The organism is Acetobacter fabarum (assembly GCF_040702925.2).
Classification (GTDB): Bacteria; Pseudomonadota; Alphaproteobacteria; order Acetobacterales; family Acetobacteraceae; genus Acetobacter; species Acetobacter fabarum_B.
Genome location: NZ_JBFCXX020000021.1, coordinates 15,950 through 42,652, shown reverse-complemented (window position 1 = coordinate 42,652; position 26,703 = coordinate 15,950). Strand labels below are relative to the sequence as shown.

24 protein-coding genes and 2 pseudogenes are annotated in these 26,703 nt (G+C 57.2%); 8 read left to right on the top strand and 18 right to left on the bottom strand.

Features of this window, described 5'->3' with window-relative positions; translation table 11 throughout:
* On the top strand, positions 1-665 hold a 665-nt coding region (locus AB2L51_RS12690), incomplete at its 5' end, for a Tn3 family transposase (protein WP_400922205.1).
* Between the two features lie 37 nt (positions 666-702).
* Here the strand turns inward: AB2L51_RS12690 and pyrE are convergent.
* The 4 genes and pseudogenes from pyrE to AB2L51_RS12670 form a co-directional block, all read right to left on the bottom strand.
* Positions 703-1,221: an orotate phosphoribosyltransferase gene (gene pyrE / locus AB2L51_RS12685; RefSeq protein ID WP_048575104.1), complete on the bottom strand. Its 519-nt coding sequence runs from the start codon at positions 1,219-1,221 to the stop codon at positions 703-705.
* Positions 1,222-1,325: 104 nt separating this feature from the next.
* A pseudogene (locus AB2L51_RS12680) lies at positions 1,326-2,390 on the bottom strand (IS1380-like element IS1380A family transposase); the annotation flags it as partial.
* 94 nt (positions 2,391-2,484) lie between these two features.
* A pseudogene (locus AB2L51_RS15390) lies at positions 2,485-2,628 on the bottom strand (recombinase family protein); the annotation flags it as partial.
* 398 nt (positions 2,629-3,026) lie between these two features.
* Positions 3,027-3,767 (bottom strand): hypothetical protein, encoded by a 741-nt coding sequence (locus AB2L51_RS12670; protein ID WP_395582691.1) that lies wholly within the window; start codon positions 3,765-3,767, stop codon positions 3,027-3,029.
* A gap of 691 nt (positions 3,768-4,458) precedes the next feature.
* Here AB2L51_RS12670 and AB2L51_RS12665 point away from each other — a divergent pair.
* Both AB2L51_RS12665 and AB2L51_RS12660 read left to right on the top strand, forming a co-directional pair.
* On the top strand, positions 4,459-5,352 hold the full coding sequence (locus tag AB2L51_RS12665) for a DNA-processing protein DprA (RefSeq protein WP_395582690.1): 894 nt from the start codon (positions 4,459-4,461) through the stop codon (positions 5,350-5,352).
* Positions 5,345-5,617 (top strand): hypothetical protein, encoded by a 273-nt coding sequence (locus tag AB2L51_RS12660; RefSeq protein WP_395582689.1) that lies wholly within the window; start codon positions 5,345-5,347, stop codon positions 5,615-5,617. The genes AB2L51_RS12665 and AB2L51_RS12660 overlap by 8 nt, the downstream gene beginning before the upstream one ends.
* 360 nt (positions 5,618-5,977) lie before the next feature.
* Here AB2L51_RS12660 and AB2L51_RS12655 read toward each other — a convergent pair whose 3' ends face one another.
* The 4 genes from AB2L51_RS12655 to AB2L51_RS12640 form a co-directional block, all read right to left on the bottom strand.
* Complete coding sequence (locus AB2L51_RS12655; protein ID WP_012435589.1) at positions 5,978-6,334, bottom strand: cupin domain-containing protein; 357 nt, start codon at positions 6,332-6,334, stop codon at positions 5,978-5,980.
* A 133-nt stretch (positions 6,335-6,467) separates the two neighbouring features.
* Positions 6,468-7,028, bottom strand: a complete 561-nt coding sequence (locus AB2L51_RS12650; protein ID WP_011514928.1) for a chlorite dismutase family protein — start codon at positions 7,026-7,028, stop codon at positions 6,468-6,470.
* A gap of 406 nt (positions 7,029-7,434) precedes the next feature.
* On the bottom strand, positions 7,435-7,719 hold the full coding sequence (locus tag AB2L51_RS12645) for a type II toxin-antitoxin system RelE/ParE family toxin (RefSeq protein WP_011342942.1): 285 nt from the start codon (positions 7,717-7,719) through the stop codon (positions 7,435-7,437).
* On the bottom strand, positions 7,716-7,994 hold the full coding sequence (locus AB2L51_RS12640) for a hypothetical protein (protein WP_011342941.1): 279 nt from the start codon (positions 7,992-7,994) through the stop codon (positions 7,716-7,718). The genes AB2L51_RS12645 and AB2L51_RS12640 overlap by 4 nt, the downstream gene beginning before the upstream one ends.
* A gap of 238 nt (positions 7,995-8,232) precedes the next feature.
* On the opposite strand from AB2L51_RS12640, the gene AB2L51_RS12635 reads away from it, so the two are divergent.
* The 5 genes from AB2L51_RS12635 to AB2L51_RS12615 are packed head-to-tail and all read left to right on the top strand — an operon-like array spanning position 8,233 to position 14,610.
* Positions 8,233-8,826 (top strand): recombinase family protein, encoded by a 594-nt coding sequence (locus AB2L51_RS12635; RefSeq protein ID WP_012435588.1) that lies wholly within the window; start codon positions 8,233-8,235, stop codon positions 8,824-8,826.
* On the top strand, positions 8,823-11,852 hold the full coding sequence (locus tag AB2L51_RS12630) for a Tn3 family transposase (protein WP_012077404.1): 3,030 nt from the start codon (positions 8,823-8,825) through the stop codon (positions 11,850-11,852). The genes AB2L51_RS12635 and AB2L51_RS12630 overlap by 4 nt, the downstream gene beginning before the upstream one ends.
* Before the next feature lie 45 nt (positions 11,853-11,897).
* Positions 11,898-12,347 carry a hypothetical protein gene (locus tag AB2L51_RS12625; protein ID WP_395582688.1) on the top strand — a complete coding sequence of 150 codons (450 nt, stop codon included), beginning with the start codon at positions 11,898-11,900 and terminating at the stop codon, positions 12,345-12,347.
* 2 nt (positions 12,348-12,349) lie between these two features.
* Complete coding sequence (locus tag AB2L51_RS12620) at positions 12,350-13,360, top strand: DNA-processing protein DprA (protein ID WP_395582686.1); 1,011 nt, start codon at positions 12,350-12,352, stop codon at positions 13,358-13,360.
* Between the two features lie 2 nt (positions 13,361-13,362).
* A complete protein-coding gene (locus tag AB2L51_RS12615) occupies positions 13,363-14,610 on the top strand; it encodes a hypothetical protein (RefSeq protein ID WP_395582685.1) in 1,248 nt (415 codons plus the stop codon).
* A gap of 125 nt (positions 14,611-14,735) precedes the next feature.
* On the opposite strand, the gene AB2L51_RS12610 is transcribed toward AB2L51_RS12615, so the two are convergent.
* The 10 genes from AB2L51_RS12610 to traA form a co-directional block, all read right to left on the bottom strand.
* Positions 14,736-15,923 carry a GIY-YIG nuclease family protein gene (locus AB2L51_RS12610; RefSeq protein ID WP_395582684.1) on the bottom strand — a complete coding sequence of 396 codons (1,188 nt, stop codon included), beginning with the start codon at positions 15,921-15,923 and terminating at the stop codon, positions 14,736-14,738.
* Positions 15,916-18,000, bottom strand: coding sequence for a DEAD/DEAH box helicase (locus AB2L51_RS12605; protein WP_395582683.1), 2,085 nt, complete (start codon positions 17,998-18,000; stop codon positions 15,916-15,918). The genes AB2L51_RS12610 and AB2L51_RS12605 overlap by 8 nt, the downstream gene beginning before the upstream one ends.
* Before the next feature lie 3 nt (positions 18,001-18,003).
* Entirely contained in the window at positions 18,004-20,712 is a 2,709-nt protein-coding gene (locus AB2L51_RS12600) for a class I SAM-dependent DNA methyltransferase (RefSeq protein ID WP_395582682.1), read from the bottom strand.
* Between the two features lie 39 nt (positions 20,713-20,751).
* Positions 20,752-21,846, bottom strand: a complete 1,095-nt coding sequence (locus tag AB2L51_RS12595; protein ID WP_395582681.1) for a Fic family protein — start codon at positions 21,844-21,846, stop codon at positions 20,752-20,754.
* A gap of 115 nt (positions 21,847-21,961) precedes the next feature.
* Entirely contained in the window at positions 21,962-22,633 is a 672-nt protein-coding gene (locus tag AB2L51_RS12590; protein WP_395582680.1) for a DUF6118 family protein, read from the bottom strand.
* On the bottom strand, positions 22,633-22,770 hold the full coding sequence (locus tag AB2L51_RS12585; RefSeq protein WP_019088723.1) for a hypothetical protein: 138 nt from the start codon (positions 22,768-22,770) through the stop codon (positions 22,633-22,635). The genes AB2L51_RS12590 and AB2L51_RS12585 overlap by 1 nt, the downstream gene beginning before the upstream one ends.
* Entirely contained in the window at positions 22,767-22,904 is a 138-nt protein-coding gene (locus tag AB2L51_RS12580) for a hypothetical protein (protein WP_026019313.1), read from the bottom strand. Before AB2L51_RS12580 ends, AB2L51_RS12585 begins: the two co-directional genes overlap by 4 nt.
* A 25-nt stretch (positions 22,905-22,929) precedes the next feature.
* Complete coding sequence (gene vapC, locus AB2L51_RS12575; protein WP_048848569.1) at positions 22,930-23,322, bottom strand: type II toxin-antitoxin system VapC family toxin; 393 nt, start codon at positions 23,320-23,322, stop codon at positions 22,930-22,932.
* Positions 23,319-23,513 (bottom strand): type II toxin-antitoxin system VapB family antitoxin, encoded by a 195-nt coding sequence (locus AB2L51_RS12570; RefSeq protein ID WP_010516209.1) that lies wholly within the window; start codon positions 23,511-23,513, stop codon positions 23,319-23,321. Before AB2L51_RS12570 ends, vapC begins: the two co-directional genes overlap by 4 nt.
* A 54-nt stretch (positions 23,514-23,567) precedes the next feature.
* Positions 23,568-26,657 (bottom strand): Ti-type conjugative transfer relaxase TraA, encoded by a 3,090-nt coding sequence (gene traA / locus AB2L51_RS12565; RefSeq protein WP_395582679.1) that lies wholly within the window; start codon positions 26,655-26,657, stop codon positions 23,568-23,570.
* Positions 26,658-26,703: the final 46 nt, after the last annotated feature.

The window sequence follows — 26,703 nt, the reverse complement described above, 5'->3', positions numbered from 1 at the left end:
CGTTCTTCGGCTACCGCTTCGCGCCCCGCCTACGCGATATCAAAGAGCGCCGCCTGCATCTCCTGCCCGGGCAGGAGGCGGGGCCGTTGCTCGCCGGCATGGTCGGCGATCCGATCGCGTACGACCATGCAGCTGCGCATTGGGACGAACTGCTGCGGCTTGCCACCTCGATCCGGACCGGGACCGTCACCGCCTCGGCGATGCTGCGCAAGCTGTGCGCCTATCCGCGCCAGAACGGCCTGGCACTGGCATTACGCGAAGTCGGGCGGCTCGAACGCTCGATCTTCATGCTCGACTGGTTGCAGGATATCAATCTGCGCAGGCGAACCCAGGCCGGGCTGAATAAGGGCGAGGCGCGCAACGCGCTCGCCCGCGCATTGTTCTTCAACCAGCTCGGCGAGCTGCGCGACCGTCGGTTCGAAAACCAGTCCTATCGCGCCTCCGGTCTCAACCTGCTGGTCGCCGCGATCATCCTGTGGAACACCCGCTATCTCGAACAGGCATTGGCGGACATGAACACGTCGGACGACATTGCCCGCCATATCGCGCCGCTGGGTTGGGAGCATATCGCGCTCACCGGCGACTATAGCTGGGAGCGGGACGATCGGCCGGCACCGCATCAGCTGAGGCAGCTTCGCATTTCACCATCACTTCTTGCCGCGTGATATGATCCGGGGATGGGAATTGCCGACCCGCGCCCATTCAGGCGAGCAGGTCATCCATCGTCATGGCAGCCGAGACAGGAAGATCGGGCAACGCTGCAATCCTGGGAAGTCCATCACCACGCCAGATCGCACAGACTACACCTATGACCGTTGCCCCAGCCTCTGTTACGAGCCGGGTAGCGTCCGCGACCGCACCGCCAGTCGTGATAACATCCTCAATGAGCACCACGCGCTTGCCTGAAACGTCGCCCCCTTCGACCGCTAGGCAAGTGCCGTAGTCCTTCGGTGCTTTCCGAACGAACGCGGCGGGCATTCCTGTGGCAAGCGACAACGCCGTTGCTATCGGCACACCCCCAAGTTCCAGTCCGGCAAGGATTTCTGCGTTGGCGGGGATCAATGGGATCATCTCCGCGGCCACCCTGCTCAGAAGATCAGGCCGAGCTTCAAATCGGTATTTGTCGAAATATGTAGATGATAGCTGTCCAGACCGCAGCCGGAACGTTCCTTCCAAGGCAGAGGCAGCGTTGATGTCGGCGGCTAGGGTCGGGTCGATCATGCGTACGTCTTGCCATAAGCAAACGGCCGCTTCCCATCACTTTTTGCCGTTCGTTTTCTGTTCTCGCCTAGCGTACGTAAAACTCACTTTCGTGTGGTGACCCCATCCCCGCGTGCGCAGTAAATCTGTTCGTAGAGATGGCGGGGGTCGGACATTCCCTGCGGTAGCGTGGTGACAATAAAGCGATGATAGCGGTTGCCGTGGCGCCATTCGGCCTTGGCCACGACCCGCCTGCGGCGCGTCCAGCTGTCCTTTGTGATCCAGTCAAAGGAGGCGAAACCGCGCGCCGCTCTGCCTGTCGTGGCGGCTTCGTCACGAACCTCAGCGGACAAAGAGGCAATCCGGTCATACAGGCGGGTGTTGCCTGCAAGCCCGAACAGGAAGTCAACGTGGTTGTCTTCGCACCATGTCATCAGACTGTCCCGGGCGAAACCGCTGTCCCCACGCACCAGGATACGCACCCGGGGCCAACGGCTCCTGATCTGCTCCACGATCCGGCGGATGTCTGCCAGTGCTTCCTTCCCCGGGTCCCTGTCTGCCGTGCGCAGGGTAGCGCTGAGGAGATGGTCCCCGCAGAAGACATACAGGGGAAGATAGCAGTTATGGCCGTAATATCCATGAAAGGCGCGGCCTTCCTGATGGCCATGGATACGGTCATCGGTGGCATCCACATCCAGAACGATCCGGGCGGGTGCGTGCTCATGCTGGTCAAGGAAGAGCGTGACGAACAGGGTAGCCAGGGCCTCATGATCAGCAATGATCCGACAGTAACGATCTGCCTTGTGCCCACTGCGCTCCAACCGGTTCAGTGTAGATTTGCCAGCCAATGCTGCGCAGTTTGCCCGGCCTCCTGACAGACGGCCCGAGGCCAGACCAAAGATCAGGTCATGCCGCAGGGCATCGTGATCATTGAGATCTTCATAGCCCAGTGCCAGGCCCATGATCCGCTGACGGACAAGGTCTTCAACCCGGTATTCCACAAAGCCGGGATGCCGCTTATCGCGAAAACAGGCAGCAAAGCGGCGGCTGAGCCCCAGAATGTCATCAGCCTGCTTCACCAGAATGACGCCCCCATCCGAACTCATGCGACCCCCGTCAAAACGGGCCACAACACGCCGTCCACAGGAAGCTGGAAACTCATACGCGCCTGCGCTACACTCTGTCTGCATCGGGTTCGTTTATTGCTTACGAAAAATTCTTTTTTGCAAAACAGACTTTTTCATAATCTAACCCGATGTACAACCCTTCTGTGAGATTTCCGCGTCGAACGCCAGAGCCGGTCTCCATGAAAACGTCCAGCACTTCATAGCCCGCACGTTCAGCAAACCGCTTCAGCTCGTCCTTCTGGCGCACGCAGGACTGATCGGCCGTGGAAACCCGGCAATAGATGACCGCGCGCTGTCCCATTTGAACCCTCCCGGAAAAACCACCATGCAGGCCTTGATACACCGTGGCTCCGGGTTGTCCCAATCTGACTATAGTCTGTTTAGGTCAACCTAATTTGAATGGAAGAAATGGGGGGTAAACAGAAGGTCCGGTTTCAAATTATACCATAGGAAAACAGGCATCCGTTCGACGCCGCTTCTTCGTTCTGGAGGGAATTAACGCCGCAGCGTAGCAATCTAGCGGATGATAACTCTCAATCTGCTCAAAACGCAGTGCAAAAAAAACCGGCTCAGGAGCCATCAATCAAAACACCCAATCCCCAAAATCACGAGGCAGGCTCTTCAATCAATAGTTCCTCGATCTGGCTAGATCATTGATTATAAAGTTGTAAATGCAAAAATAAACATATTATAAACTCTCTATTTGTTCTCGATATAAGCATTTTTCGCAATACATAAATCTATATCCATTTCATTGTAAATAATTAGAAAATATTCTTTAATGTTTTTTGCTGACACTACTGCTTCAACAAGAATTTCATCAATTTCGTTACCATACATAGTAAGGCTCCTTAACTCATAATTAAGATTATACTGTAAATCATTCATTATTGTATTTTTATCGCATTTGTATTTATTACATATTTCATTTAAATATTTTACTATCATATCTATTTCTTTGCATAAAAATTCCAGTTTTTCTTCATCTATGCTGTTATATATTTTTAATGCTTTTTTAAGGCTTTTAATGACTTTTTTTTCTTTTAAGGCTGATAAACGAATTATAGATGAAATAAGATCGATCTGTTCTGAAACTAATTCTTCTTTTGATTTGTGACCTCTATCATAATTTAAAAATGATTCATTGCTGTAATCTGGTATATGTATTGTACAAATAATATCATTTACATCAGATAGACTCTCAAAAATGTCATATCGTTTATCAAATAAATCCAAATTGTATTTATTGGCGGCAATTTCTTTTTGAGTCTCCGCAATGCCTTTTTGTTCTCTTGATAAACGATATGCCATAATTGCAATTGAGCCAGCAATAATACTTGGGCCAAATGTTTTCACAACTGACCATACATTACCTTCTGGAGCGGGTGGTAGATATACAGGGATGTATTGTGTATGCTCGAATAAATCATAAAGTGGCATTATAAATCAGGCTCTTAGCGTTAAAGATACCTGATACATAACACCAAACACGAGCATTGAGGAACAGATGTTGGCGCTCCTTCCTTCCCAGATGTGTGGTTATGGTTCTTCAGACTGATAACAGAGACAGGCACAGCACCATCCGTCGTCACGTTACCGGTTATATGAACTTGTCCATATGTGATTATAATCTGATTTTGTTGATTTTCGTTGCAAAACGGGCACGAGCCTATCGCAGCATAGACAACTACGATCAACCATGGGCGAGGCCCCAATCCTCGTCATGTCCGCTTCGTAGACACTTATTGAATGACGAAAACGACTAATAAGAGGGCGACTGCCGCCTGCCTGCTTCAAATTCATTGAGCAGACAGGCAGATCTGAGGGAAACGGGAATGTCCGGTTCCGGCGTAAAGCTCAAAATACTGGACATTCATCCGGACTGATGCCGTCTTTCCGATTATGCGAGCGTGATCGCCTTACGAAGCCCCACGTTGACTTTCGAACACATTAGGAACATCATTAAAAGGTAATAGCTGTCATTTCATCTGACACGGTGGTGCCTTAACGGCGAGCAGACGTTTCACTTGCGCTGGGACGTTTTTAGCCTTGCATCTATAGTCTTGAGGCTAGCACTGAGGGAAGGGACAGGCCAGATGGAACAGATACATTTAATAGGCGCTGGAATAGTATGAGCTTGCGTCTCGCTTTCAGCAACTCTAGCCCAGTTCTGGCTCCGATCTCACCGCGTCGTGAGATCGGAGCCTATGAAGCTCTGTGGCTCGAAAAAGGCGCAACCTTCAAAACGCTCGCCGATCGCTTTGCACTCGATGCTGAAGCGCTTCCGTCGGATTTCGTGGCGCCACAGGTGGCTGACCAATACGGCACTGAGGTGATGGCGAATCTGAAAAAGGCGGGCGTCCACCAGTTCGGCGTCCGGATCCATCACGCCGGTGACTATCCCGCCAAGCTGCGCGATGCGCGTCATCCGGTCGAACTGCTCTACTTTCGAGGCGTCTGGGAAATCACGGAAACACGGTGCGTAGCCGTCGTCGGCAGTCGCGAGGCTTCGTCCAACGGCATCCGCCGCGCCGAGCGCCTCGCCCGCGAACTGGTCGATCGCGGCTTTACCGTCGTCTCCGGCCTTGCCAGGGGCATTGATTCCGCCGCCCATCGCGCCGCGATCGCCCGTGGTGGGCATACCATTTCCGTGGTCGGCACGCCGCTTGGCTCTTGCTACCCCAAGGAGAATGCCCTGCTACAGGAGGAGATAGCACGCGATCATCTCCTCATCTCACAGGTGCCCGTCCTTCGCTACGCCAAGCAATCGCCCCAACATAACCGGCTTTTCTTCCCGGAGCGCAATGTCACAATGAGCGCCCTTACCGAGGGCACGATCATCGTCGAGGCCGGTGACACGTCGGGCACACTGACTCAGGCACGCGCCGCGCTCCATCAAGGCCGCAAGCTTTTTATTCTCGATAACTGCTTCCACCGCAGCGACATCACCTGGCCGGCACGCTTCGAAGCGGAAGGTGCAGTGCGCGTGAAGACACCCGACGACATCTGGAGCGCTCTTGGTTAACGACGTCCGGCTCTCGCAGATCGACGAAACGAACCGTAAGGATCATTATCACCTGACGGCCGACGACCGCTGCTACTATCTTTACGAGTACACCTCGCACCGCGACTATTCTTTCAGCGCCACCAACAATTTGATCAGCAATCTCAAGAAGAAACCTAGTCAGGCGGACCTGTCACATTATCGGTATAGGGGTTCTAAGCCGGAACCGCCGAAAATTCCGTCAGCCGATCAACGTGGCTTGTCCCGCGCCCGGTCGATGGGGTAGACCCAACAGTCGTGTCACTAGCCGCCATTTCGATCACGGCAATGCCAGCCGGACGTCACGTCCAGATTGTTCCGGTCTGGATGAGGCCGACTGACGTCTCGGATGACGGGTGGCATACAACTGCTGTGAGTCCTGCAGGGGGGCAGCTGCCTGACCGGACGGCGAGCATCAGCCCATCTCATGTATTAGTCATGTCAGCTTTGACACTGCGCACGCGACGGCACCCGACCCGTTGCAGACCCCCAGACATATGGAAAGCTGACGCTCAACGTGGAGTTAGCCGGCGCGGCGCGGCTTCATCGCGCAGCGTCCGTGTTGATGGATGGGTTAGAACTCTCTGGGGCACACATTTGAGAAAGACTATTTTTCAGCCAACGCAAAACCCGCGTTGCCAGATGCAACCACTGAGACAAATACAAACGGCACTGGACTAGTATTTAGAGCGCCATGCACTTGGCCAGGTTTTGCTATGGCAATATCTCCAGCCTTTAGATGAGCGACTTTGCCGCCTCCTTGGTAATACTCAGCCTCTCCAGAGATAACCGTCCAAGTATCTTGGCCGTCCGGGTGAACATGAGCGGTTATTTCTTGCCCAGGATGGGCATGCCAAACAACAACTGCTGAGTCCTTGGTTTCCAGAACCACTGAACGAATTGGTTCGCCGTCAGACGGACGAATATATTCTGTTACCGAAAATATTCTTGATTCCATTTCCATATCCACTCCAAAAATCAATTTGGCTTGAGAAGTTATTACAGAACAACTGTATCCGAGAGTTCTACGTTGCCGATAACCGGCCCGAAACGGCGGCGCAACGCGCCGCTGTTGGGGGTCCGTGTTCATCGGCGGGTTAGACCTGTGCTTGCGTAAGACGAATATCGACTTCTCGGTCGACGTATTTCCATTCCTCTGACGCACGCAGTTCGGAAAGCAGCCTGTTGAACTCAACCTCATGAATTGGCGCGTATTCGAACCAATTCAGAAAATCGAACGGTTCATTCTCTGAGAGGTCGCGGCAGTGGTGGAGCTTGCGCGCTACTGCAGGCAAATACTGAAGCCCGATTTGGACGTGCTTCGACTGTTCGAAAACGCTCCGGCGTTCGTCTTGCGTGAGCTCCCACCAAGCTGCGTTCTTCCGGATCGGTATTAGCGCACCGCACGTTGCTTCTGGGCGCGCCAGACCTTGCTGCTTCGCTACAATTTCATTCTTCTCTGCGCGCATGACATATCGTTCATTGCTGGTTATTCCACGAAGTATCCAGGGTGCATTGGTTTCAGACTGCAACTCTGAAGCGGATACGACGTTGAGCCTTTTGGCTTCAGGCAGGGGCTCGCCAACTCTCGTTTCGGCCCTGACAATCCGCCAAGGGCCAATGTCTGCGCCGACGAAAGCAAATAATCGTGTATCCATTTCAATCTTTCATGTGTGAATGTTTTAACTCTTGCAGCTTCGAAGAACCTATCTGCCGATCCCGTGCTTGTGCATCATCGCCTCCGCGCAACTGCGACGACCGCCCGCAGCAATCACATTGAACTTTCGAATCGAAACTGCTGAAGCGAACCTACGCGGACGTACGGCCGCAGTCTATGCGCTGCCGGACGGAGCGCTGCCAATTTGCGCCTACTGGCAGGCTGTGAGTGCGCGGATGGGCCAGCGACCTCCCTTCATAGAGGGAGCGAAGCAGGTCAGAGACACTATTGAACGTCCGCTACCGGGAAGATGCTTGACCGTCCGCAACTGGCCGCCTGCCGCCGACCGCGGTCTGGCTCGAAAGCAGTCTGTCAACGCGCCGTTTCATTGTTGCCATGATCATATCTTAATCGCGCACAGGCGGCCACAGGCGGGCAGTATGAACCAGCGTCAGTATCCACACCGTTTCGCCGTCGATCTGATACACCAGGCGATAGCTTTCGTGCGGGATCAACTCGCGGGTCCCGGGAATCTTTCCCGGCTTGCCCAGCATGGGGTGCTGGATCAAGCGGGCGGCCGCGTCGCTGAAAATCTCATCCATCCGGGCCGCCGCGCGCGGATTGTCGGCTGCGATGTAGTCCCACACATCGGCACGGTCTTGCTGCGCTTCGGGCGTCCAAACAACCCTCACGCCTGGCTCGCCACACTGGCACGCCGTGCGGCGAATTCGGCCTCAACTTCATCGTTCGACCGCCCCAATCCAGCGCGCATCGAAGCCCGGCCGGCTTCGACCTTGCGGCGCAGGAACTCGTCGTACTCGCGCGACTCGCGCTGGCGCTGAACGAACTCGCGCATCAGCTCGCGCAGCACTTGCGACGCCGGGCGATGGGCCGCCTCGGCTTCGGCCATAAACTCGGCGCGCAACTCAGGCTCCAGCTTCATCGTGAAAACGGCTTGTTTTGACATGATCGGGGCCTCCTGCCACTTGATACTAACAAAGTATATACGCCGTCATTACTAAGCGCTATTCACAGAACGCTGCAAGGCGGGCGTGCGCTAGGCCAAGGCCTGTCGGAAAACATTTGTTTTTCGACAGGCCTTCAACGGTCCTCTGCACCAACCTCCGAGTGGCCGCAAAATTGTGCGGAAAACTCTGTCGCCAGACGCTACCATACGGAAACCTCGTCTTAATGGTTTTCCGCTTATGTTGGTAGGTTACATGCGCGTGTCGTCGGACTCCGACCGCCAGAGCACGAACTTGCAGCGCGATGCGCTGCTCGCCGTCGGCGTCGATGCGCGGCATCTGTTCGAGGATCATGCTTCCGGCGCGAAGGACGACCGCGCGGGCCTGGCGCGGGCGCTCGAATTCGTTCGCCCTGGCGACGTGTTGGTCGTGTGGAAGCTCGACCGGCTCGGCCGTTCGTTGTCGCACTTGCTCGCCATCGTGACCTCGCTCAAGAAAAAGCAGGTGGCGTTCCGCTCGCTGACGGAGAACCTGGATACCACGACGCCCTCGGGCGAGTTTCTGTTCCAGGTGTTCGGCGCGCTCGCGCAGTACGAACGCGCCTTGATCCAGGAACGTGTCGTCGCCGGTCTGGCTGCCGCCCGCAAACGCGGCCGGATCGGCGGCCGGCCGCAGGCGATCACCGGCGAGAAGCTGGAGGCCATCGTCGCTGCGCTCGATGGCGGCATGTCCAAGGCGGCGGTGTGCCGCAACTTCGGCGTCAAGCGAACCACGCTGATCGAGACCCTGGCACGGGTTGGTTGGACGGGCTCTCGTGGAGCGTCATCGCGATGACGACCAAGAGCGAACGATTGACCGTCCTGTCGGACGCCGAGCAGGAAGCCCTGTACGGCCTGCCGGACTTCGACGACGCCCAGCGGCTGGAATACTTGGCGTTGACTGAAACCGAACTGGCGCTCGCCAGCAGCCGGCCTGGTCTCCATGCCCAGGTCTATTGCATCTTGCAGATCGGTTACTTCAAGGCCAAGCATGCCTTCTTCCGCTTCGACTGGAGTGAGGTCGAGCACGATTGCGCCTTCGTGCTGAGCCGCTACTTCCACGGCGAGTCCTTCGAGCACAAGCCAATCTCCAAGCACGAGCACTACACCCAGCGCGAGTGGATTGCCGATCTGTTCGGCTACCGGCCGTGGGCGGCCGAGTTCCTGGCGCAGCTCGCGCAGCAGGCCGCGCAGACCGTGCGGCGCGACGTGATGCCGGGGTTCATCGCCGCCGAGCTGATCGTCTGGCTAAACGAGCACAAGATCATCCGGCCCGGCTATACCACCCTGCAAGAGCTGGTGAGCGAAGCCCTGTCCGCCGAGCGTCGGCGGCTGGCTGGCCTGCTGTCGGAAGTGTTGGACGAATCGGCCAAGGCCGCGCTGGGTCGGCTTCTAGTGCGTGACGACACCCTGTCGCAATTGGCGGCGCTCAAGCAGGACGCCAAGGACTTTGGCTGGCGTCAGATGGCCCGCGAACGCGAAAAGCGCGCCACGCTGGAGCCGCTGCACCGGATCGCCAAGGCGCTGCTGCCCAAGCTCGGCGTCTCGCAGCAGAATCTGCTGTACTACGCCAGCCTGGCGAACTTCTACACCGTCCACGATCTACGCAACCTGAAGGCCGATCAGACCTACCTCTACCTGCTTTGCTATGCCTGGGTGCGCTACCGGCAGCTTTCCGACAACCTGGTCGATGCGATGGCCTACCACATGAAGCAGTTGGAGGACGAAAGCAGTGCGGGCGCAAAGCAATCCTTTGTCGCCGAGCAGGTGCGCCGTCAGCAAGACACACCGCAGGTCGGCCGCCTGCTGTCGCTTTACATCGACGACAGCGTGCCCGATCCCACGCCGTTCGGCGATGTGCGCCAGCGCGCCTACAAAATCATGCCCCGCGATACGCTGCAAACCACCGCGCAGCGCATGAGCGTGAAGCCGGTGAGCAAGCTGGCTTTGCACTGGCAGGCGGTGGACGGCCTGGCTGAGCGCATCCGCCGCCATCTTCGGCCGCTGTATGTCGCGCTCGACCTCGCTGGCACTGATCCGGGCAGCCCGTGGCTCGTGGCGCTGGCCTGGGCCAAGGACGTGTTCGCCAAACAGCAGCGCCTATCGCAACGGCCGCTCGCCGAATGTCCAGCGGCCACGCTGCCGAAACGCTTGCGACCGTACCTGCTGACCTTCGATGCCGATGGCAAGCCGACGGACCTGCATGCCGACCGCTACGAGTTCTGGCTGTACCGCCAGGTCAGGAAGCGCTTCCAGTCGGGTGAACTCTACCTCGACGACAGCTTGCAGCACCGGCATTTTTCCGACGAGCTGGTTTCGCTGGATGAGAAGGCCGCCGTGCTGGCGCAGATCGACATCCCGTTCCTGCGGCAGCCACTCGATGCCCAGCTCGATGCGCTCGCGACCGAGCTGCGCGCTCAGTGGCTGGCCTTCAACCGCGAGCTGAAGCAGGGCAAGCTGACGCACCTAGAATACGACAAGGACACGCAGAAGCTGACATGGCGCAAGCCCAAGGGCGAGAACCAGAAGGCGCGCGAGAAGGCGTTCTACGAGCAACTGCCGTTCTGCGACGTGGCCGACGTGTTCCGCTTCGTCAACGGCCAGTGCCAGTTCCTGTCGGCGCTGACGCCTTTGCAGCCGCGCTATGCGAAGAAGGTCGCCGACGCCGACAGCCTGATGGCGGTCATCATCGCGCAGGCGATGAACCACGGCAACCAGGTCATGGCACGCACCAGCGACATCCCGTACCACGTGCTGGAGAGCGCCTACCAACAGTACCTGCGCCACGCAACGCTGCACGCGGCCAACGACTGCATCAGCAACGCCATCGCCGCGCTGCCGATCTTCCCGTACTACTCGTTCGACCTCGATGCACTGTACGGTGCCGTCGATGGTCAGAAATTCGGCGTCGAGCGGCCGACCGTGAAAGCGCGCCACTCGCGCAAATACTTTGGGCGCGGCAAGGGCGTGGTCGCCTACACGCTGCTGTGCAACCACGTGCCGCTCAACGGCTACCTGATCGGCGCGCACGATTACGAGGCCCATCACGTGTTCGACATCTGGTATCGCAACACGTCGGACATCGTGCCGACCGCGATCACCGGCGACATGCACAGCGTCAACAAGGCCAACTTCGCTATCCTGCACTGGTTCGGCCTGCGTTTCGAGCCGCGCTTCACCGACCTTGGCGATCAGTTGAAGGAACTCTACAGTGCCGACGATCCGGCGCTGTACGATCAGTGCCTGATCCGGCCGGCCGGGAGAATCGACCGCGATCTCATAGTCAGCGAGAAGCCGAACCTCGACCAGATTGTCGCCACGCTCGGACTGAAGGAGATGACGCAGGGCACGCTGATCCGCAAGCTATGCACCTACACCGCGCCGAACCCCACGCGGCGCGCGGTGTTCGAGTTCGACAAGCTCATCCGCAGCATCTACACGCTGCGCTACCTGCGCGATCCGCAACTGGAGCGCAACGTTCACCGCTCACAGAACCGCATCGAGTCCTATCACCAGCTACGCTCAACCATCGCCCAGGTCGGCGGCAAGAAGGAATTGACCGGGCGCACCGACATCGAAATTGAGATCAGCAACCAGTGCGCCAGGCTGATCGCCAACGCGGTCATCTTCTACAACTCGGCCATCCTCTCGCGGCTGCTGATGAAGTACGAGGCGAGCGGCAACGCCAAGGCGCACGCTCTCCTGACCCAGATATCGCCGGCGGCCTGGCGGCACATCCTGCTGAACGGGCATTACACCTTCCAGAGCGACGGCAAGATGATCGACCTGGATGCGCTCGTGGCGGGGCTGGAGCTGGGATGACGGAAATTTCGGCGGTTCTGGCTTAGAACCCCGTATAAGAGCCAGGTGATCGGCACCTGTGGCCGCGTGCTCGGCGCCGCTCTCAATCCGGTCTGGCTCGCTTGCGCCACCCTAGTGCCTGTGCCTGGCTCAAAGGTAACCGGTCATCCCGAATATGATGACCGCATGGAGCGCATTTGCCGGCTTATGCGCCAGCCACCGCCCGATGTGCGCGATCTTGTCCACCAAGTAGCTTCGACCCCGGCATCGCATGAAACCGAGCAAGGCGACCGCGTCACGGTCGAGCAACTGCTTGAGCTGTATTCGATCAACGAAGCTATCGCCGCCCCGGCACCACAGGCGATTGGTATCGTCGACGATGTCCTGACTGCCGGCACACATTACCGGGCCATGTACAGCGTGCTCACAGATCGCTTCCCCAATGTCCCGATCATCGGCCTGTTTGTCGCACGACGGGTGTTTCCTGACAACCCGTTTGCCTCCGAGGGGCTATAACCATGGATAGGCCCAGCGACGTCCATCGTCCCATGGCGCTTACGTGGCCCAGCACTAGCACGACCAACGAGGAGCGAGCTTTTCTCGCCCTTTCGACCATTCGCGGCATAGGTCAGAAAACCTTGTTCGCCGTGGCCGACGATCGCAGGTCGTTCGCCGATGCGCTCGAATATGGTCTGGGCGCGACCATTCCGGCAGGTAGTGATGGTAAGCCAATATCCGAACGGCAGTGGTTGCGAGTTCGCGAGCATGCCCGCGAACAGGGCGAGCGCCTTGCCGAGCATCTCGAGGCGCTCGGCATCGGGTTGCTGTTTCGTAACTCGCCCGGCTTTCCGTCCGCTTTGCTCGACCTTGAGCGCCCACCACATTGGCTGTTCTTCCAAGGCAGCGTTGAGCGCCTTGCCGAACCGTCGATCGCGATTGTGGGTACCCGCAAACCAAGCAGCGACGGGCTATTTCTCTCGCGCTATGTCGGTGCTTGCCTCGGAGAATGGGGTGTGCCCACCGTCAGTGGTCTTGCCGCCGGTATCGACAAACTGGCGCATGAACATTCACTGCGCGCTGGCGTTCCGACTATCGCGGTGCTCGGTACCGGCATGCTTGAGGACTATCCCAAGGGATCGGGACGGCTACGCGACCATATTCTAAGGACGGGCGGCACAATCGTCAGCGAGTATCTCCCGACTACATCCTACAGCGCCGAGAATTTCGTTCAGCGCAACAGGCTTCAGGCCGCACTCGGCCGCATCCTGATCCCCGCCGAATGGAACCGTCGTAGTGGCACCGCCCATACCGTCCGCTTCGCCACCAATCTAGGCCGGCCGATTGCCTGCCTGCGCTTGCCCGAGTGGCCCGATGACCGCGTATTACTGGGGCGTGGCTTGGGACTCACGAGCGGTGAAATATTCACCGTCCCGCGCGATCAGGCTCGGTTCGATGCCTTTGTCCGCGCGGCGATCGGCAAACTTTCACTCGCCCAATCGGGCCAACTTTCACTATTCGGGGACAGCTAACCGTGCTCAAAGGGGTGATCTTTTCGCTGCACGATGTACTTGTGATGGAGGGCACGATCAACGTACCACTTCTTGAGGAAACGCTGCGGCTGTTGCGCTATCTCAAGACGCGCGGTGTCGAACCGGTATTTATCAGCAACCACGACTGGACGGTCACTGGCCCCAGTACGTCGAAGCCTTTCCGAACCTTGCTGGAAGAAAGCCTCGGCCCCGTCAGCTATTATATCGGTGGGCAGAACGGAATGCCCTACAAACCGCGTGCCAATTCCACCGCACATATTCTGTCAGAGAAGGGCTGGCAGCGTCGCGAGGTGCTATATGTCGGCAATACCAACGACGATATGAAGACCGCCACCAATGGCAGCCTCCTTTTCGTGAACGTCATGTGGCACAGCGCCGCCAACCCCTATGGCTTTCAGTTCGATTCCCCACTTGATGTCGCGCGTTTCGTAGATTGTCTCTGCCTTGGCCTAGACAGTTGGTTTTGGACCCTCGAACAGGCGGATCTCAGGGTCTATGCGCTGGCGCCATTTACGACTCTATCACCCAAATATGCGCAGGCACACGCCTATTCCGAAAGTGCCAGAGCCACCTCCAAACATGGCATGGGTGATGCCAATTTCTGGGGGCGCTTACTGGCTGCGCGGATTTACTTCTCAGGCCTTGTCGATGAAATCGACTATATAACCGCGTATCCTGGCCACTCGCCGACGTCTAACGAAACCGTGATCAGTGATGCACTCAACATTCTCGGCCAGTCGCTCCGCAAAAGCTATCTGCCCGATCTGATCCTGCGTCATGCCAAGGCGGTAAAATCGCAAACAGCACGCATTTCGGGCAAGAGTGTGGGCCTCGACAATCAGCTCAATACAATCCGGCTCAATCCGACGCCGGTTCGCGGAGTCAGCGGAAGACCTTACAAGGCGCCGCCCACGCGCAACGGCAAGCGTGTCCTTGTCGTCGATGACATTTGCACCGAGGGCAACAGCTTCGAAGCCGCCCGAGCTTATCTGAAGGCCGCTGGTGCTCAGGCGGTCTGCGTCAGTTGGCTGAAGACCATCAACACTGACTATCGTGCGGCGTCGCACGGCTTCGAGCCCTTCGATCCATACATAGAGCAGAGCTTTTCCACCTCGATTTCGACTGTGGATTATTCGTATTCGAGAGCAATCAGCTCGCACGCCGCGCCAACGGATTTGGCCGACGTCTACGATCGTTATTTCAACTGGGCATGGCCTCTCGGTATCTGACGCAAAAGCCTTCATCTGGCAACGGATTGCCGAACGCCTGCACATACGGGGGCAGTCCGCTTCGGAGTGAAGGCGAATGGGATGTTTATGTCCGCCATGAGGGCGGAAGCTGACATAATAATCTATTATTCTTTTACCAAACCAACCGTCTTTGGATCATAAATCAAACCATCAATACTTCCATCCGACATTTTATCCACTATTTGAGACACAATATCTATCGGAACCAAAAACCATTCTTTCGGCTGCACGGGATGCCCAAACCGATCCTGAATCGTCAGATCAATCTGTGCAGGCGCCAGAACCCTATGAAAGATCTTTTCCAGCTTCGTGCGGTTAATGTTGAAGAGCTTGTAGGTCGCCACGACTTCCACATCAGCCAGAAGATAGGTTGCATCATGCCTGGCGTTGGCGATCCGTTTTTTCACATCGCCTCCCGTCACCCCGATCTTGTGGATCAGGTTGCGATGCTGCGCGATATACGGGTTATCTGACAGACTTCTCAGCACATAGATCGTACCACTTTCCAGATCATCCGGTTCAACGGCTGTCCCGAACAAAGGCCCGACAGTCGGATCTGTAATCCGGCGACCCGCCTCATCCTTATAGAGAGCCCGCTGGAGCGACCTCAGCAGAACATCGCTTTCAGTCCCGTTGTCATAGATGACCCGCAGACGGCTGTCTCTGCGACCGTATTCTGTCTCGAACTCTTCCCCAACATGCGCGACATAAACCATCTGCCCTTTCAGGATAAAGAATTCTCCCTGCCGAATACCGGCTTCCTGCCCAAAGGGACGTGTTTCCCGCACGCCGGATTTCAGATCCTCCTGCACCTGTGCAAACAACGGCCGGAAGGTTTCAAAATCCTTGCAAGGCTCCCGGCTGGCAATTTCTTCCGCTGCCCGCACTTCTGCGCGTGATTTCACATGCTTCAACACAGTGATGGATTCAGCCGCTGGCTCGGCCTCAATACCCAGTTCAGCCAGAAGCGCATCATCGTCCAGCGTATCGGGATCAGGACTCTCAGCGTCCGTCCCGGAAACACTCAGAAGCCCATGCGGATCGCGCTGTGCCAGCAATGACCGGCATTTTTCCAAACCCCGGATCCGATCCAGACGCACGGCATAAAGCCGCTCAAAGATATCCCTGTCCTCTCCATGCGCAGGCGCATGCCCGTGTTCCTCATAGAAACGGCAGATATCCTCAAACCCGGCAATAATCCGCTCTTCCTCGGCTGTCAGCGCAGCCTTCTTTTTAGCCTCAAGCGAGACACCAAGTTCGGCCAGAAGCTCTTCATCGCTCAGATCAGCCATTCGCCCGTTCCTCTGCCGTCTTACGCGCCAGAACCGCCACCCCTTCAGCCATCTTACGTTCCCACGCATCGGGAGATGTCAGCTCAGGAAGGCGTCCTCGCTCCTTTTTGAACAGAAGGGCGCGCTTTGCCAGGTCCCTTGCCTCTTCAATCGTCAGAGCAATATGACGACCGGCAATGACCTCCTGAACCTGTTTGAGGGTCTCTGCATTCATGCTCCTGGCCAGGATCTTGTAGGCTTCCTCAAACGGATTGATCGCATCAATCAGGTCAATATCCAGATCCCGGACATTCATGGCAATCTTCCGCATCCCCTCAATCAGAGCTGTATTGCCACCAATCTTCTCCTCTCCCCCGGCTGCCTGCGTGACCTCTTCCGCTGCTTTCTGTCCCTTCTGGGTCAGATTGAATGCCGCCACGGCGTGCTGGCGTACAGCCTCCTGATCCTCATCCGAAAGCTCGGGATACCGATCCCGAATGATTTTCCCCAACCGGACCTGTGTCAGCTCCTGAGGGGCCGTCTCCTCGTCAAAGAGACCATGTTCCAGGGAAGGTTTGTCCTGCACGAAAGACGCTACAACTTCGTTCAGATCTTCGCGGCAGATCCGCTGCGCTTCCGGGCTTTTGGGGGAAACCAGACCCTTGATCTCCATATGGAACTGGCCGGTCTGCGCATTGAAGCCAACATTCGTGCCGTTTGGCTTGTAGCCTTCTTCCCCATAGTCATAGCCATCCAGAGGCTCACTTTCTGCGGTCTTCGGCGTGAACTCAAAACGCGGGGTCAGCACCTGTTCCATCAGCAGGCTGGCGGCAATGGCCTTGAGCATGTCATTGACCGCATCCGTCACTTTTTCCTGGGACGCATCCGGCTCGGCAATCAGGTTGATGAATTCCGCCCGTGTCTTTCCAGGCGCATCACGGGTGGCGCGGCCAATAATCTGAATGATCTCCGTCAGGCTGGAGCGGTACCCGACCGTCAGCGCCTGCTCACACCAGATCCAGTCAAACCCTTCCTTGGCCATCCCCAGTGCAATGATGATGTCCACATAATCGCGGTTGTTCTTCTGCGCCGGATCCTTCAGGGCAGCGACAACCTTGTTGCGCCGCACAGGCTCATCTTCCACCAGATCGGCAATACGCAGCACCCGGCCGTCGGCACGACGCACCAGATGAAAACCTGTCTCTATATCCTCTCCTTCCCAGTCCCCCAGGACGGACAGGATATGCTCGACTTCCTTGTGCTTCTGAGTCGTGCTTTCGCGTGAATTGACATTGGGAATATGCACGATCGTTTTGCGCCTGCCATCCAGCACCCGGTCAATCGCATCCAGGTAGGAGCCGGTATAGAAATAATACCCAAGATCCAGCTCTTTCAGATACTGATACCCGTTCAGCTGCTGATAGTAGGTGTAGGTGACTGTCTCGAATTTCCCTTCATCTTCCGGGGACAGCACAGCAACGGCATCTCCCCGGAAATAGGAACCGGTCATGGCGATGATGTGCGTTTCCCCACGGGCAATCAGCTGGTTGAGATAATATCCCAGCCTGTTTTTCGGGTCTGCGCTGACATGATGGAATTCATCTACCGCCACCAGACACCCATCGAAAGCCGCGATACCCAGTTCTTCCGCCGCAAACCGGAACGTCGCGTGAGTGCAAACCAAAGTCTGATCTTCACTCTTCAGAAACTCACCAACAGCTTTGACCTTGGACCGTGCAACCTGTCCTTCATCCGAACCTGGCGCGTTGCAGAGATTCCATTTCGGCTTGACGATCCAGTCTGCCCAAAAGCCGAATTTGCTCAGCGGTTCGCTCATGAAGCTGCCCCCGATCGAGCGTTCCGGCACAACAATCAGGGCTTTTTTCACGCCCTGGTGCGCCAGCTTGTCGAGAGCAACAAACATCAGGGCACGGGATTTACCAGAAGCGGGCGGTGACTTGATGAGAAGATACTGCTCGCCCCGTTTCTCATAGACCGCTTCCTGCATGGGCCGCATGCCCAACTCATTAGTCATGGCAGACTGCCCTGTCTGGCCGGTACGCAGGGAAACGGCGGGAATAACCGGATTGATCGTCATGACTCAGGCAGCGTCCTTCTTCTTTTTCGTCTTGCCGCCCTTCTTGGCGATCATCTTGCTATAAAGGTCGAACAGCTTTTCCAGACGCTCCGTATCATTGCGGAAACGCCGACCGATATAGATCCGCTCCAGAACCTCGTCATTGCGGTCATGAGCGGCCCGCAGATTGTCTGGTATTTTGTCAGGATCATACAGATCGGCAATCGTGGCCGGGAAATGCGCCTCACGCGCCAGAAGAATATCCTCGGCACAACGGGTCAGATCGGCACGGTTCTTTTCCGTCAAAGTCGGAACAGGAAAGGTGTTCCAGCCCATCGTATTGGAATAGCGAAAATCCGTTTTCAACTTCCCGCAGACTGTTCCGATCCAGACCCAATGCAGGCGGGAAGCAATCAGCGCCATGTTCCAGAGGGGAGCGTCATAAATAGCAAAATTGCTGTCCCCGATAATTGTATCAGAATCCTCAAGTCCAACAGGCAGATATTCGCGTTTTTCTGAACTGACTCTAGCCATAACCAGAGAGCAATTCGTTGCCACAGACTGTATTTGCCGAAACCGATGTGGGAACTTAGCTGCTGGACGGGTTTCGGCAGCCTTACTTTCTGACCTCATCTTAGAAACGGCCTGAATGCGGCGATTTATTTCTGGAATACGTTCCGCTGCATCACGATCTCTATCTTCTAACCAAAGGCAATATCGGCTCTCACCACGAATAAATTCTTGTGCCCCAAGAAATTTCTTTATGTAATGTGCGGAAGAAGGATAACCTTCTAAAAGTCGGTTACGTTCTTCTGATGTGAAAAACAAATTACCACCATCGGTAGGTTTGTTACCCCACTCCATTAGTCCGCGATTATCTTGTGGTTTTGAAATGGTATTTACTATTATATTTTTTCCACACACAAGATAAGCATTGATATACTCAGATTTCTGCCTGATTGTTTTCCCATCAGCTCCGTTTGAGAAGAGAATTTTGGGATACTCAGAAACAGGGGCAATACCAATGATAGCGACCGTAACACCCGCGTTATGTGCCGCCAGATTAGCCCATTTGAACGATGTGTGAGCAAAACTAATTTCATAATTTAAAGCAAAAACCAGCGGCCAGAGAATGGGAACCTGCTGCCCCTGACAAATAGAATTTGTGCTTACAAATGCGCTGGAAGAACCCGTTTTCTTGCCATAATCCGCAGCCTTCATGAACCAGCCTGCCACGTAATCCAGAGACTTCCAGGATTTCGTACGCTTCCCGAAAATCTGCTCCAGATCCGCCTTTTGTTCAGCTGACTGATACGTGCTGCCCTTATACGGGGGATTGCCGCAGATATAGGTTTCCGAACCCTCCTGAGGCGGGCAGACGTCAAACCAGTCCCGCTCTAGGGCATTCCCGCAGATGATATGCCCCGTATCCTTCAGGGGCAGCACATTCAGGCGGGCCTGTTTCTGGTCGATATGGATTTCGTCACTCTGAAACTCAGCAATCAGAAGCGACAGGCGTGCGATTTCCACCGCAAAATCACGGATCTCAATCCCATAGAAATTGGCCAGAGGGATGACGGATTTCCGTTCCGCCCGCTCTATCTTTAGCCGGTCATCAATCTCGCTCTGAATGTCCCGCATATCCTTATAGGCAATCACCAGGAAATTGCCGGATCCACAGGCTGGATCGAATACCCGAATACCGGACAGACGCTCCTTCAAGGCATGCAGCTTCTGGGTATTCTGGCCCGCCTTTTCCAGTTCCTCACGCAGATCATCCAGAAACAGCGGATTCAGCACTTTGCGGATGTTGGGTACGCTGGTGTAATGCATCCCCAGCGCACCGCGCTCTCCTTCATCGGCCACGGCCTGGATCATGGACCCGAAGATATCGGGGTTAATCTGCGCCCAATTCAGCTCCCCAGCACGCAGAAGATAGGTGCGGGCCAATTTGCTGAATTGCGGGCAGTTCGTTGCTCCAGAAAACAGGTTTCCGTTTACATACGGGAAATCCCTGGCCCAGGATTTGACCTCGCCCTTTTCGCGATCGTCATTGCGCGTATCCAGATCCATCGTCCGGAACAGCTCGGCCATGACCTCATGCGTCTGATCCGTGGCCCCTTCCGTCATGGTCTGGATAGTTCTGGTGAACAGATTGTTCAGGAATATCCCGGTATCCTCGGCAAAAAAGCAGAAGATGAGACGCGCCATGAAATGATTCATGTCGTGGCGGCGTTCTTCCGTTGCCCAGTCAGGATTTTCCTTCAGAAGCTCAACATAAAGACGGTTCAGGCGTGACGTGGCCTTAACGTCGATCGGGTTGTTCTTGATCTTCTGGACGGTCGTGATGCCCGCCAGGGGCAGGAAAAACCCGAACCGATCAGCCAGATGCGTGAACACATCTGTAATATGCTCATCTTCCGTGCGGTCTTCCGCCTCAAACGTCACCCCATCCGTGGCCAACAGAAACCGTGCCTTGGCTGACTGGGTCTTGGGGCTTTCCCTGAGCAGGTTCAGGGTCTGGGCAACATGCCCCTCAGGACAAACGGCCAGATGGATGTTGTTGCGCTGAAGTACCGCCCCAGAAACGTCCGAGCGGTTATCCTTGCGAAGCCGCTTGATCGTAACATCGCGGTTTCCGAATGCTTGCAGGAATTCGAATGGGAATTCTCCCGGATTAAAAGGTGCCTCGGCAATCCGGGAGACAGCTTCTTCAATCTCAACGGGATTCATGCGAAAAATTCCATACGTTCGAAAACCAGATCATACACCTCATGCACCACCAGACACCTCCAGAAAGAGGCGGACCAGAGGTGCGTTGATATAATAATTGCTCCGTCCTGAGCGGTGCTTGGACAGCAGACCTTTCTCCGACAGCTGATCGAGATATTTCCCTGCCGTCTGACGCGCGATACTCAGGTCCGACTGGACATACTCGATTTTCGTGTAAGGGTGCCGGAACAGGTTGTTCAGCAGCTCCCGGCTGTAAATCTTGGGCAGTTCCGTCCGCATCCGCTGCTTCATGGTGGCCATCTGCGCCCGCATGCCTTCAATCAGCTCCAGAGTGATCCTGGATGTCTCGGCCACGGCACGCAGCATGTAGAGGATCCACGCTTCCCATGCGCCTTCATCCCGCACCTTCTGCAACAGACGATAATATTCATCCTTGTGTCGTGTGATGTAGCGCGACAGGTAGAGGATCGGGATATCCAGAAGACCGGTCCGGGTCAGATACAACACGTTCAGGATCCGCCCGACGCGGCCATTCCCATCCGGGAAGGGATGGATGCTCTCAAACTGATGGTGGATCAGGGCCATCTTGATGAGCGGATCCAGATCACAGAGCCCGTCATCATTCACGAACCGCTCCAGATCCGACATATGCCGGATAATCTCCCGCCCATCCTGCGGCGGCACAAAGACCACTTCCCCCGTGCGCTCGTTCTTCAGGGCCGTTCCCGGGGTGTTTCGAAACCCATCACTCCGCTTCTTGAGCATCTGGAAAATCGCGATCAGCCCCTTGTTCAGGATCAACCCGTCGGTTTCCTTCAGCTGTCGAAACCCAAGATGCAGGGCATCTCGATACAGGGCGACTTCCTTGGCCGCCACTGAATCCGGCCCCTCGGGAAACAGATCCGCCTGGAAAAGCTCATCCTGGGTGGTGACGATATTCTCGATTTCCGAAGACGCCTTGGCTTCCTGTAAAGCCAACGTATCAATCAGGATCCCCTGATTGGGAATAGTTGCCGCCCGCCCCTTCAGTTCCGCCAGAGCCTTATTGGCCTCGACCAGAGCCCTGAGAACCGGAACCGTTTCTATGTCCGTCTGAGGCGGCAAAGGTCGAATAAGGTAGGTTGGCGTTAACATGACATCCTGACGTGGTAGCGATATCCATTTTTTCTAACACGTCAGAACAATCCGTCAAAGAAATCCAGTTTCTTTGACATGTCATATTCTGCTGTCGGCTTTTATCCCCTGAAGACTATTCCTGCTCTGCCGGAACAATGATGACACAGGGTTTCTGAGTTTTTTCCTGACCCGATGCCGCTTTCTGGCAGGCTGCAACCCTGTCTCTGTTGGCCTCAACCAGCTGGCTGTCCTCACGTACACGTTGCCAGCCTTCAGGATTGCTGACCGCCATCATCATGGCCCCAGAGTTCCAGCGATCTTTCTCCCCAACAATAAAGGATGCCACTCGCGTCCCGACAGAAGATGGCAGGAGATACGCCAAAACAGGCGACAACCCGATCCCTGCAACAAGACAGGCAAGCCCCACCCCTAACAGCCACCAGTTCTGACGATCCTGCTGACGGGACTGACCAATGATATTGGCAAGAACCCGACGTTCCCCCTGAACCTCACCTATCGCTTTCTGAAACGCTGTCTGCATCTCCTGACTGGCAGAAATCCCGGCCTGACGAATCCCTTGCCCATACGCCTGGGGCGTCATCTTCAGCGTCGGATTGGCCTCGATCGCCTCCATTCGTGCACCGACTGCATTCATGGCCTTCACGACACGGGCCAGATCCTCCGTGTAATCCGGGGGCCGATTGTCCCGCCACGCCTGCGGCAACGCTTCCACGCTCCGCCGGAGTACCGTCATTTCGGCGCACAGGTCCTCAAACGCGCGCGCTGCTGGATCTGTCTCGGACATCAGATATCCCCCCACAGATTGAAAACCCGCACACCAGCCGCCTCGAAAGGCGACACGTCGTGGCTGGCCAGAACACGCTGCTCCGGGACGGGCCTCCTCGTCTCCATGATCACGTTGGTATCAAGCAGCAGGATCATTCGAAGGACATTGCCTCGGCCGGGGTCTGATCGCGGGTCTGCAAGACCGCGATATCCTGATCACGCACACCGGCCTCACGACCGATGGCCCCCAGAAGCGATCCCAGCCGAACGGCCTCTTCTTTTTTCTGCATGTCCTCTCCAGTCACCGCGCCGAAATCAGACAACCCGTTCCAGCCCCAGATGTGTCACAAACGGATCAAAGTCCCGGTCACTGTAAAGGAGCCGATACCCGCTTACGATACATCGTGTGGCAATCAGGGTATCAATGGTTTTCCGGATGGTGATGCCTCTGGCACGCAGGTCACGGAAATATCGTGCTGCCTCGATCATGACATCACGCCCCCCGATCTCGACCAGATCCAGAGCGCCAAGCAGTCTCCGCGCCTTGTTGAAATCCCGTTCGCTCGCAAATCCCTGAAGAACTTCCGTCATCATCAGATCACCAATGGCGACCAGTTCCTCTCCCAGCAACCGGTCCAGAGCATCAACCTGTGGCGTCACCGTACCCCTGAAAAAATCGATCCAGACCGATGAATCGACCAGAATCATACGTCGGAACGCATGGCGTCGAGATCACCCCGCCACTCCAGCCTGCCCTTCATGGAACGCAGTTGCCGCTGCTGATTCAACTTGATCAGCGTCCGCAATCCGAGTTCGACGGCTTCTTTCTTGGTTTTGACGCCAGACGCCTTCAGCGCATCTGTCATGAGGGTATCGTCAATAATGATGTTGGTTCGCATGATGTGTATCTCCAGTGAAAATTATACACATCAACATCTCCTCTCTCAAGCAGATTACATCCCCATATCCATACCGCGCGACCTAGAGCGTGAGAGGGCCTGCTCCCGCTGATGGGGATGCAACCCGTGATCAAGCGTCGATCCCTTCCGGATGCCCAGCTCGCGGCTTTTCTCCCGCAGGATGGACTCGAGCTGCGCATCCCGCTTCAGCTCCTTCAGCGCCACACCCTGCTGCTCGCGGCTCAGCCCGTCCCACGTCTTCACGAACCGTGCCGCCCGCAGTTCAGGATTTTTCCGAACCTTATTTTCATGCTCGATCCCCTCGACCAGCCTACGCGCCCGTGCCGGTCCTTCCAGACCATACAGCGCCTGCCGGATCTCCGGCTGATGCTTCAGCGCAGCCCTCAGATCCGCCTCACCGCCACGCCGGACCCGCTCCAGATCCCGACCGGCTTCAAACAGCGCCTTCTTCTGATGCTCCAGCACCGGCAGCTCTTGCCGAACCATGCGCTCGGCATCCACCCAGGCCCGCGCATACCGCTCCACCGCCTGATGCAGCGGGTCACTCCCCGGCACCAACCCGTCCATCCCCGCCGGCACCTGCTCACGCCGCACACGGGGCAGCCTCAATCCCGCAAAGGGAGAGACAGGAGCCTCACGCTCAACCCCACTCTCCCCCTTACCGGCCCCGGCATCCATCCCGGCTGACACGTCTTTTTCCGCTGTGCGACGACCAGACCGCACGGACAGGTCCAGCCCGTCGAACATCCCGCGTTTCTGCTGTGCCGACACAGGCTCTGGCATAGGCACACCTTCGGCCTGCCTGTCCTTCCGAGGGCCTGATGAGGCCTTCTCACGCCCCACCACGATCTCGCTCTCGGGGACATGCAGCCCGCGCCGCCGCGCAAACCCGGCATCCCGATCCCGGACATGCGGATAATCCAGCGTGGTATCCTTCAGCCGCTCGCGCGACAGCCGCCGCACCAGCCCGTCACGATCCCCCACGTCATCCCGGCCCCAATGAACGGACACGCTCTCCCGATGCCGCGACAGCGCCACATAGGCCCCATGCCGGTCCATGCTCCCCGTCGCCAGCACATGCGCCCGGTCCACCGTCACACCCTGCGCTTTGTGGATGGTGGCGGCATAGCCATGATCCAGCGCGTCATACTCCCACATCCGCACGGACACGATCCGGCCAGTCCCAACGCCATCAGGACCATCAAGCTGCACAGAAAGCATGATCCGATCCTCATCCATGCCATACAGCCCACGCACCGTGCCCAGCGTGCCGTTCTTCACCCCCAGGTCCCGGTCATTACGCAGGAAATACACCCTGTCCTCATGCGCAAAACGCCTCTCCCCCTGAACCGTCATCACCGACAGTTCGACATCAGCGTCCAGCTCACCCGCCTCCCGCCGGATCTCGCGTGCCGCCTCGTTCAGCGCCCGCACATCGACACGCCGATGCGCCAGCATGATCTGGCTGTCTTCTGGCGCGGCCTGCCGGGCTTCCTCCCACCCGGCCACCACCCCGGCGCGCGCCTCTTCCAGCGTGTCATGTCCGCGCACCAGGCCAGCCGCCTCATAGCGTCCCAGCGCCCTATCCGTCCGCCCGGTCGCAAGCTCTTTCGTGGCCGCCTGCTGCCAGCCTTCACGCTGCCGGCGCACCGTCGTAATCTCCACCGACCCCACCCGCTCGGCCACCGCCCGGAACGCACCACCGGCCTCGATCGCCTGCAACTGCTCGGGATCACCCACCAGCACCACCTTGGCCCCGGCTTCGCGGGCGACAGACAGAACCCGCTCCATCTGCCGTGACCCCACCATGCCGGCCTCGTCCACCACCAACACGTCCCCGCGCTCCAGCAGGTCGAACCCACGTTCCCACGCACGCTCCAGGGAGGCCAGCGTCCGGCTTTCGATCCCGGACCCGGATTCCAGCCCTTCCGCCGCAATCCCCGACAGCGCCGCCCCGCGCACCCGATACCCGGCCTCTTCCCATGCCGCGCGGGCAACACCCAGCATGGTGCTCTTCCCCGTCCCGGCATAGCCGACCACCACGGACAGGTCGCGGGACTTCGTGACCTCGCCCACCGCCAGCGCCTGTTCGTCCCCAAGCCCATCCCGCGCCATCGCCGCCCGACGCACCGCCAGCGGCACCGCATGCCCCTGGGACTGCCCCATCGCAAGCGATGCTTCTTCCAGACGCTGCTCGACCCCGATCATCGCGCGCGTGGAAAACCGCTCCCGCCCATGCCCGTCTTTCCCGAGCGCGACCAGCTCCGGACATGCCTCCACCCGAACCATGACAGCACTGAACTGTTCTGCATCTGCCGTATGCCGGCCCACGAACCGCGCCAGGTCCTGACGGGTGAATGTGCTCTGCTGTCGGGTCAGCGCCTCCAGCGCCACATGCGGCTCGGCCAGCAACCTCTCGCCATTGCGTCGCGCGATCTCCAGATGGTCAGCTACCCGCTCCGCGTCCTCGCCCCGCTCTTCCCGACGCATGCCGGCCGGACCGATCTTGTTCTGCGGCTCAAGATCGATCCCCTGTGCCGCGAACGACCGATGGTCGATCCGCACATCAAGGTCCAGTTCGGCCAGCCGTTCATTGGCGAGCGACGCCCATCGCTCCCGCCATGTCAGCAGGAGTTCCTTGTCATTCCACGAGCGTTCTTTCGCACCAAACCCGTTCTCGTCCACAGACCGCGTGGACAGCATCACATGGGCATGGGGCTTCGCCAGTCCGTCTTCGCCAATATCCCAATGCACATTGAGATCGGCCACCATGCCGCGTTCCACAAACTGCTCCCGCACGAAATCCCGTGCCAGCGCGATCCCCTGCGCCTGGGTCATTTCGCGCGGGATTGAAAACTCCACCTCGCGGGCAAGCTGGGCATCCCTGCGTTTCTCGATCGCCTCGACCTCGTTCCATAGGGTCGCACGATCAAGAAACCGTTCCGGCGCGCCATCGGGCAGCAGGATCTCGGAATGCACCACGCCGCTCTTGTTGGAAAAGTCATGGTCGCGATCTAGCCGCAAATCATGCAGGCGGGACGCTGCACGATAGGCTGCCGCCGCCACTGCGCTCCGGCCGGTGGCACGGCTGATGACCTTTGCATGCAGGTGATAGATCGCCATGGACGCGATCCTATCACATCCCTTAAGCGCACGTCACGTAGTGACG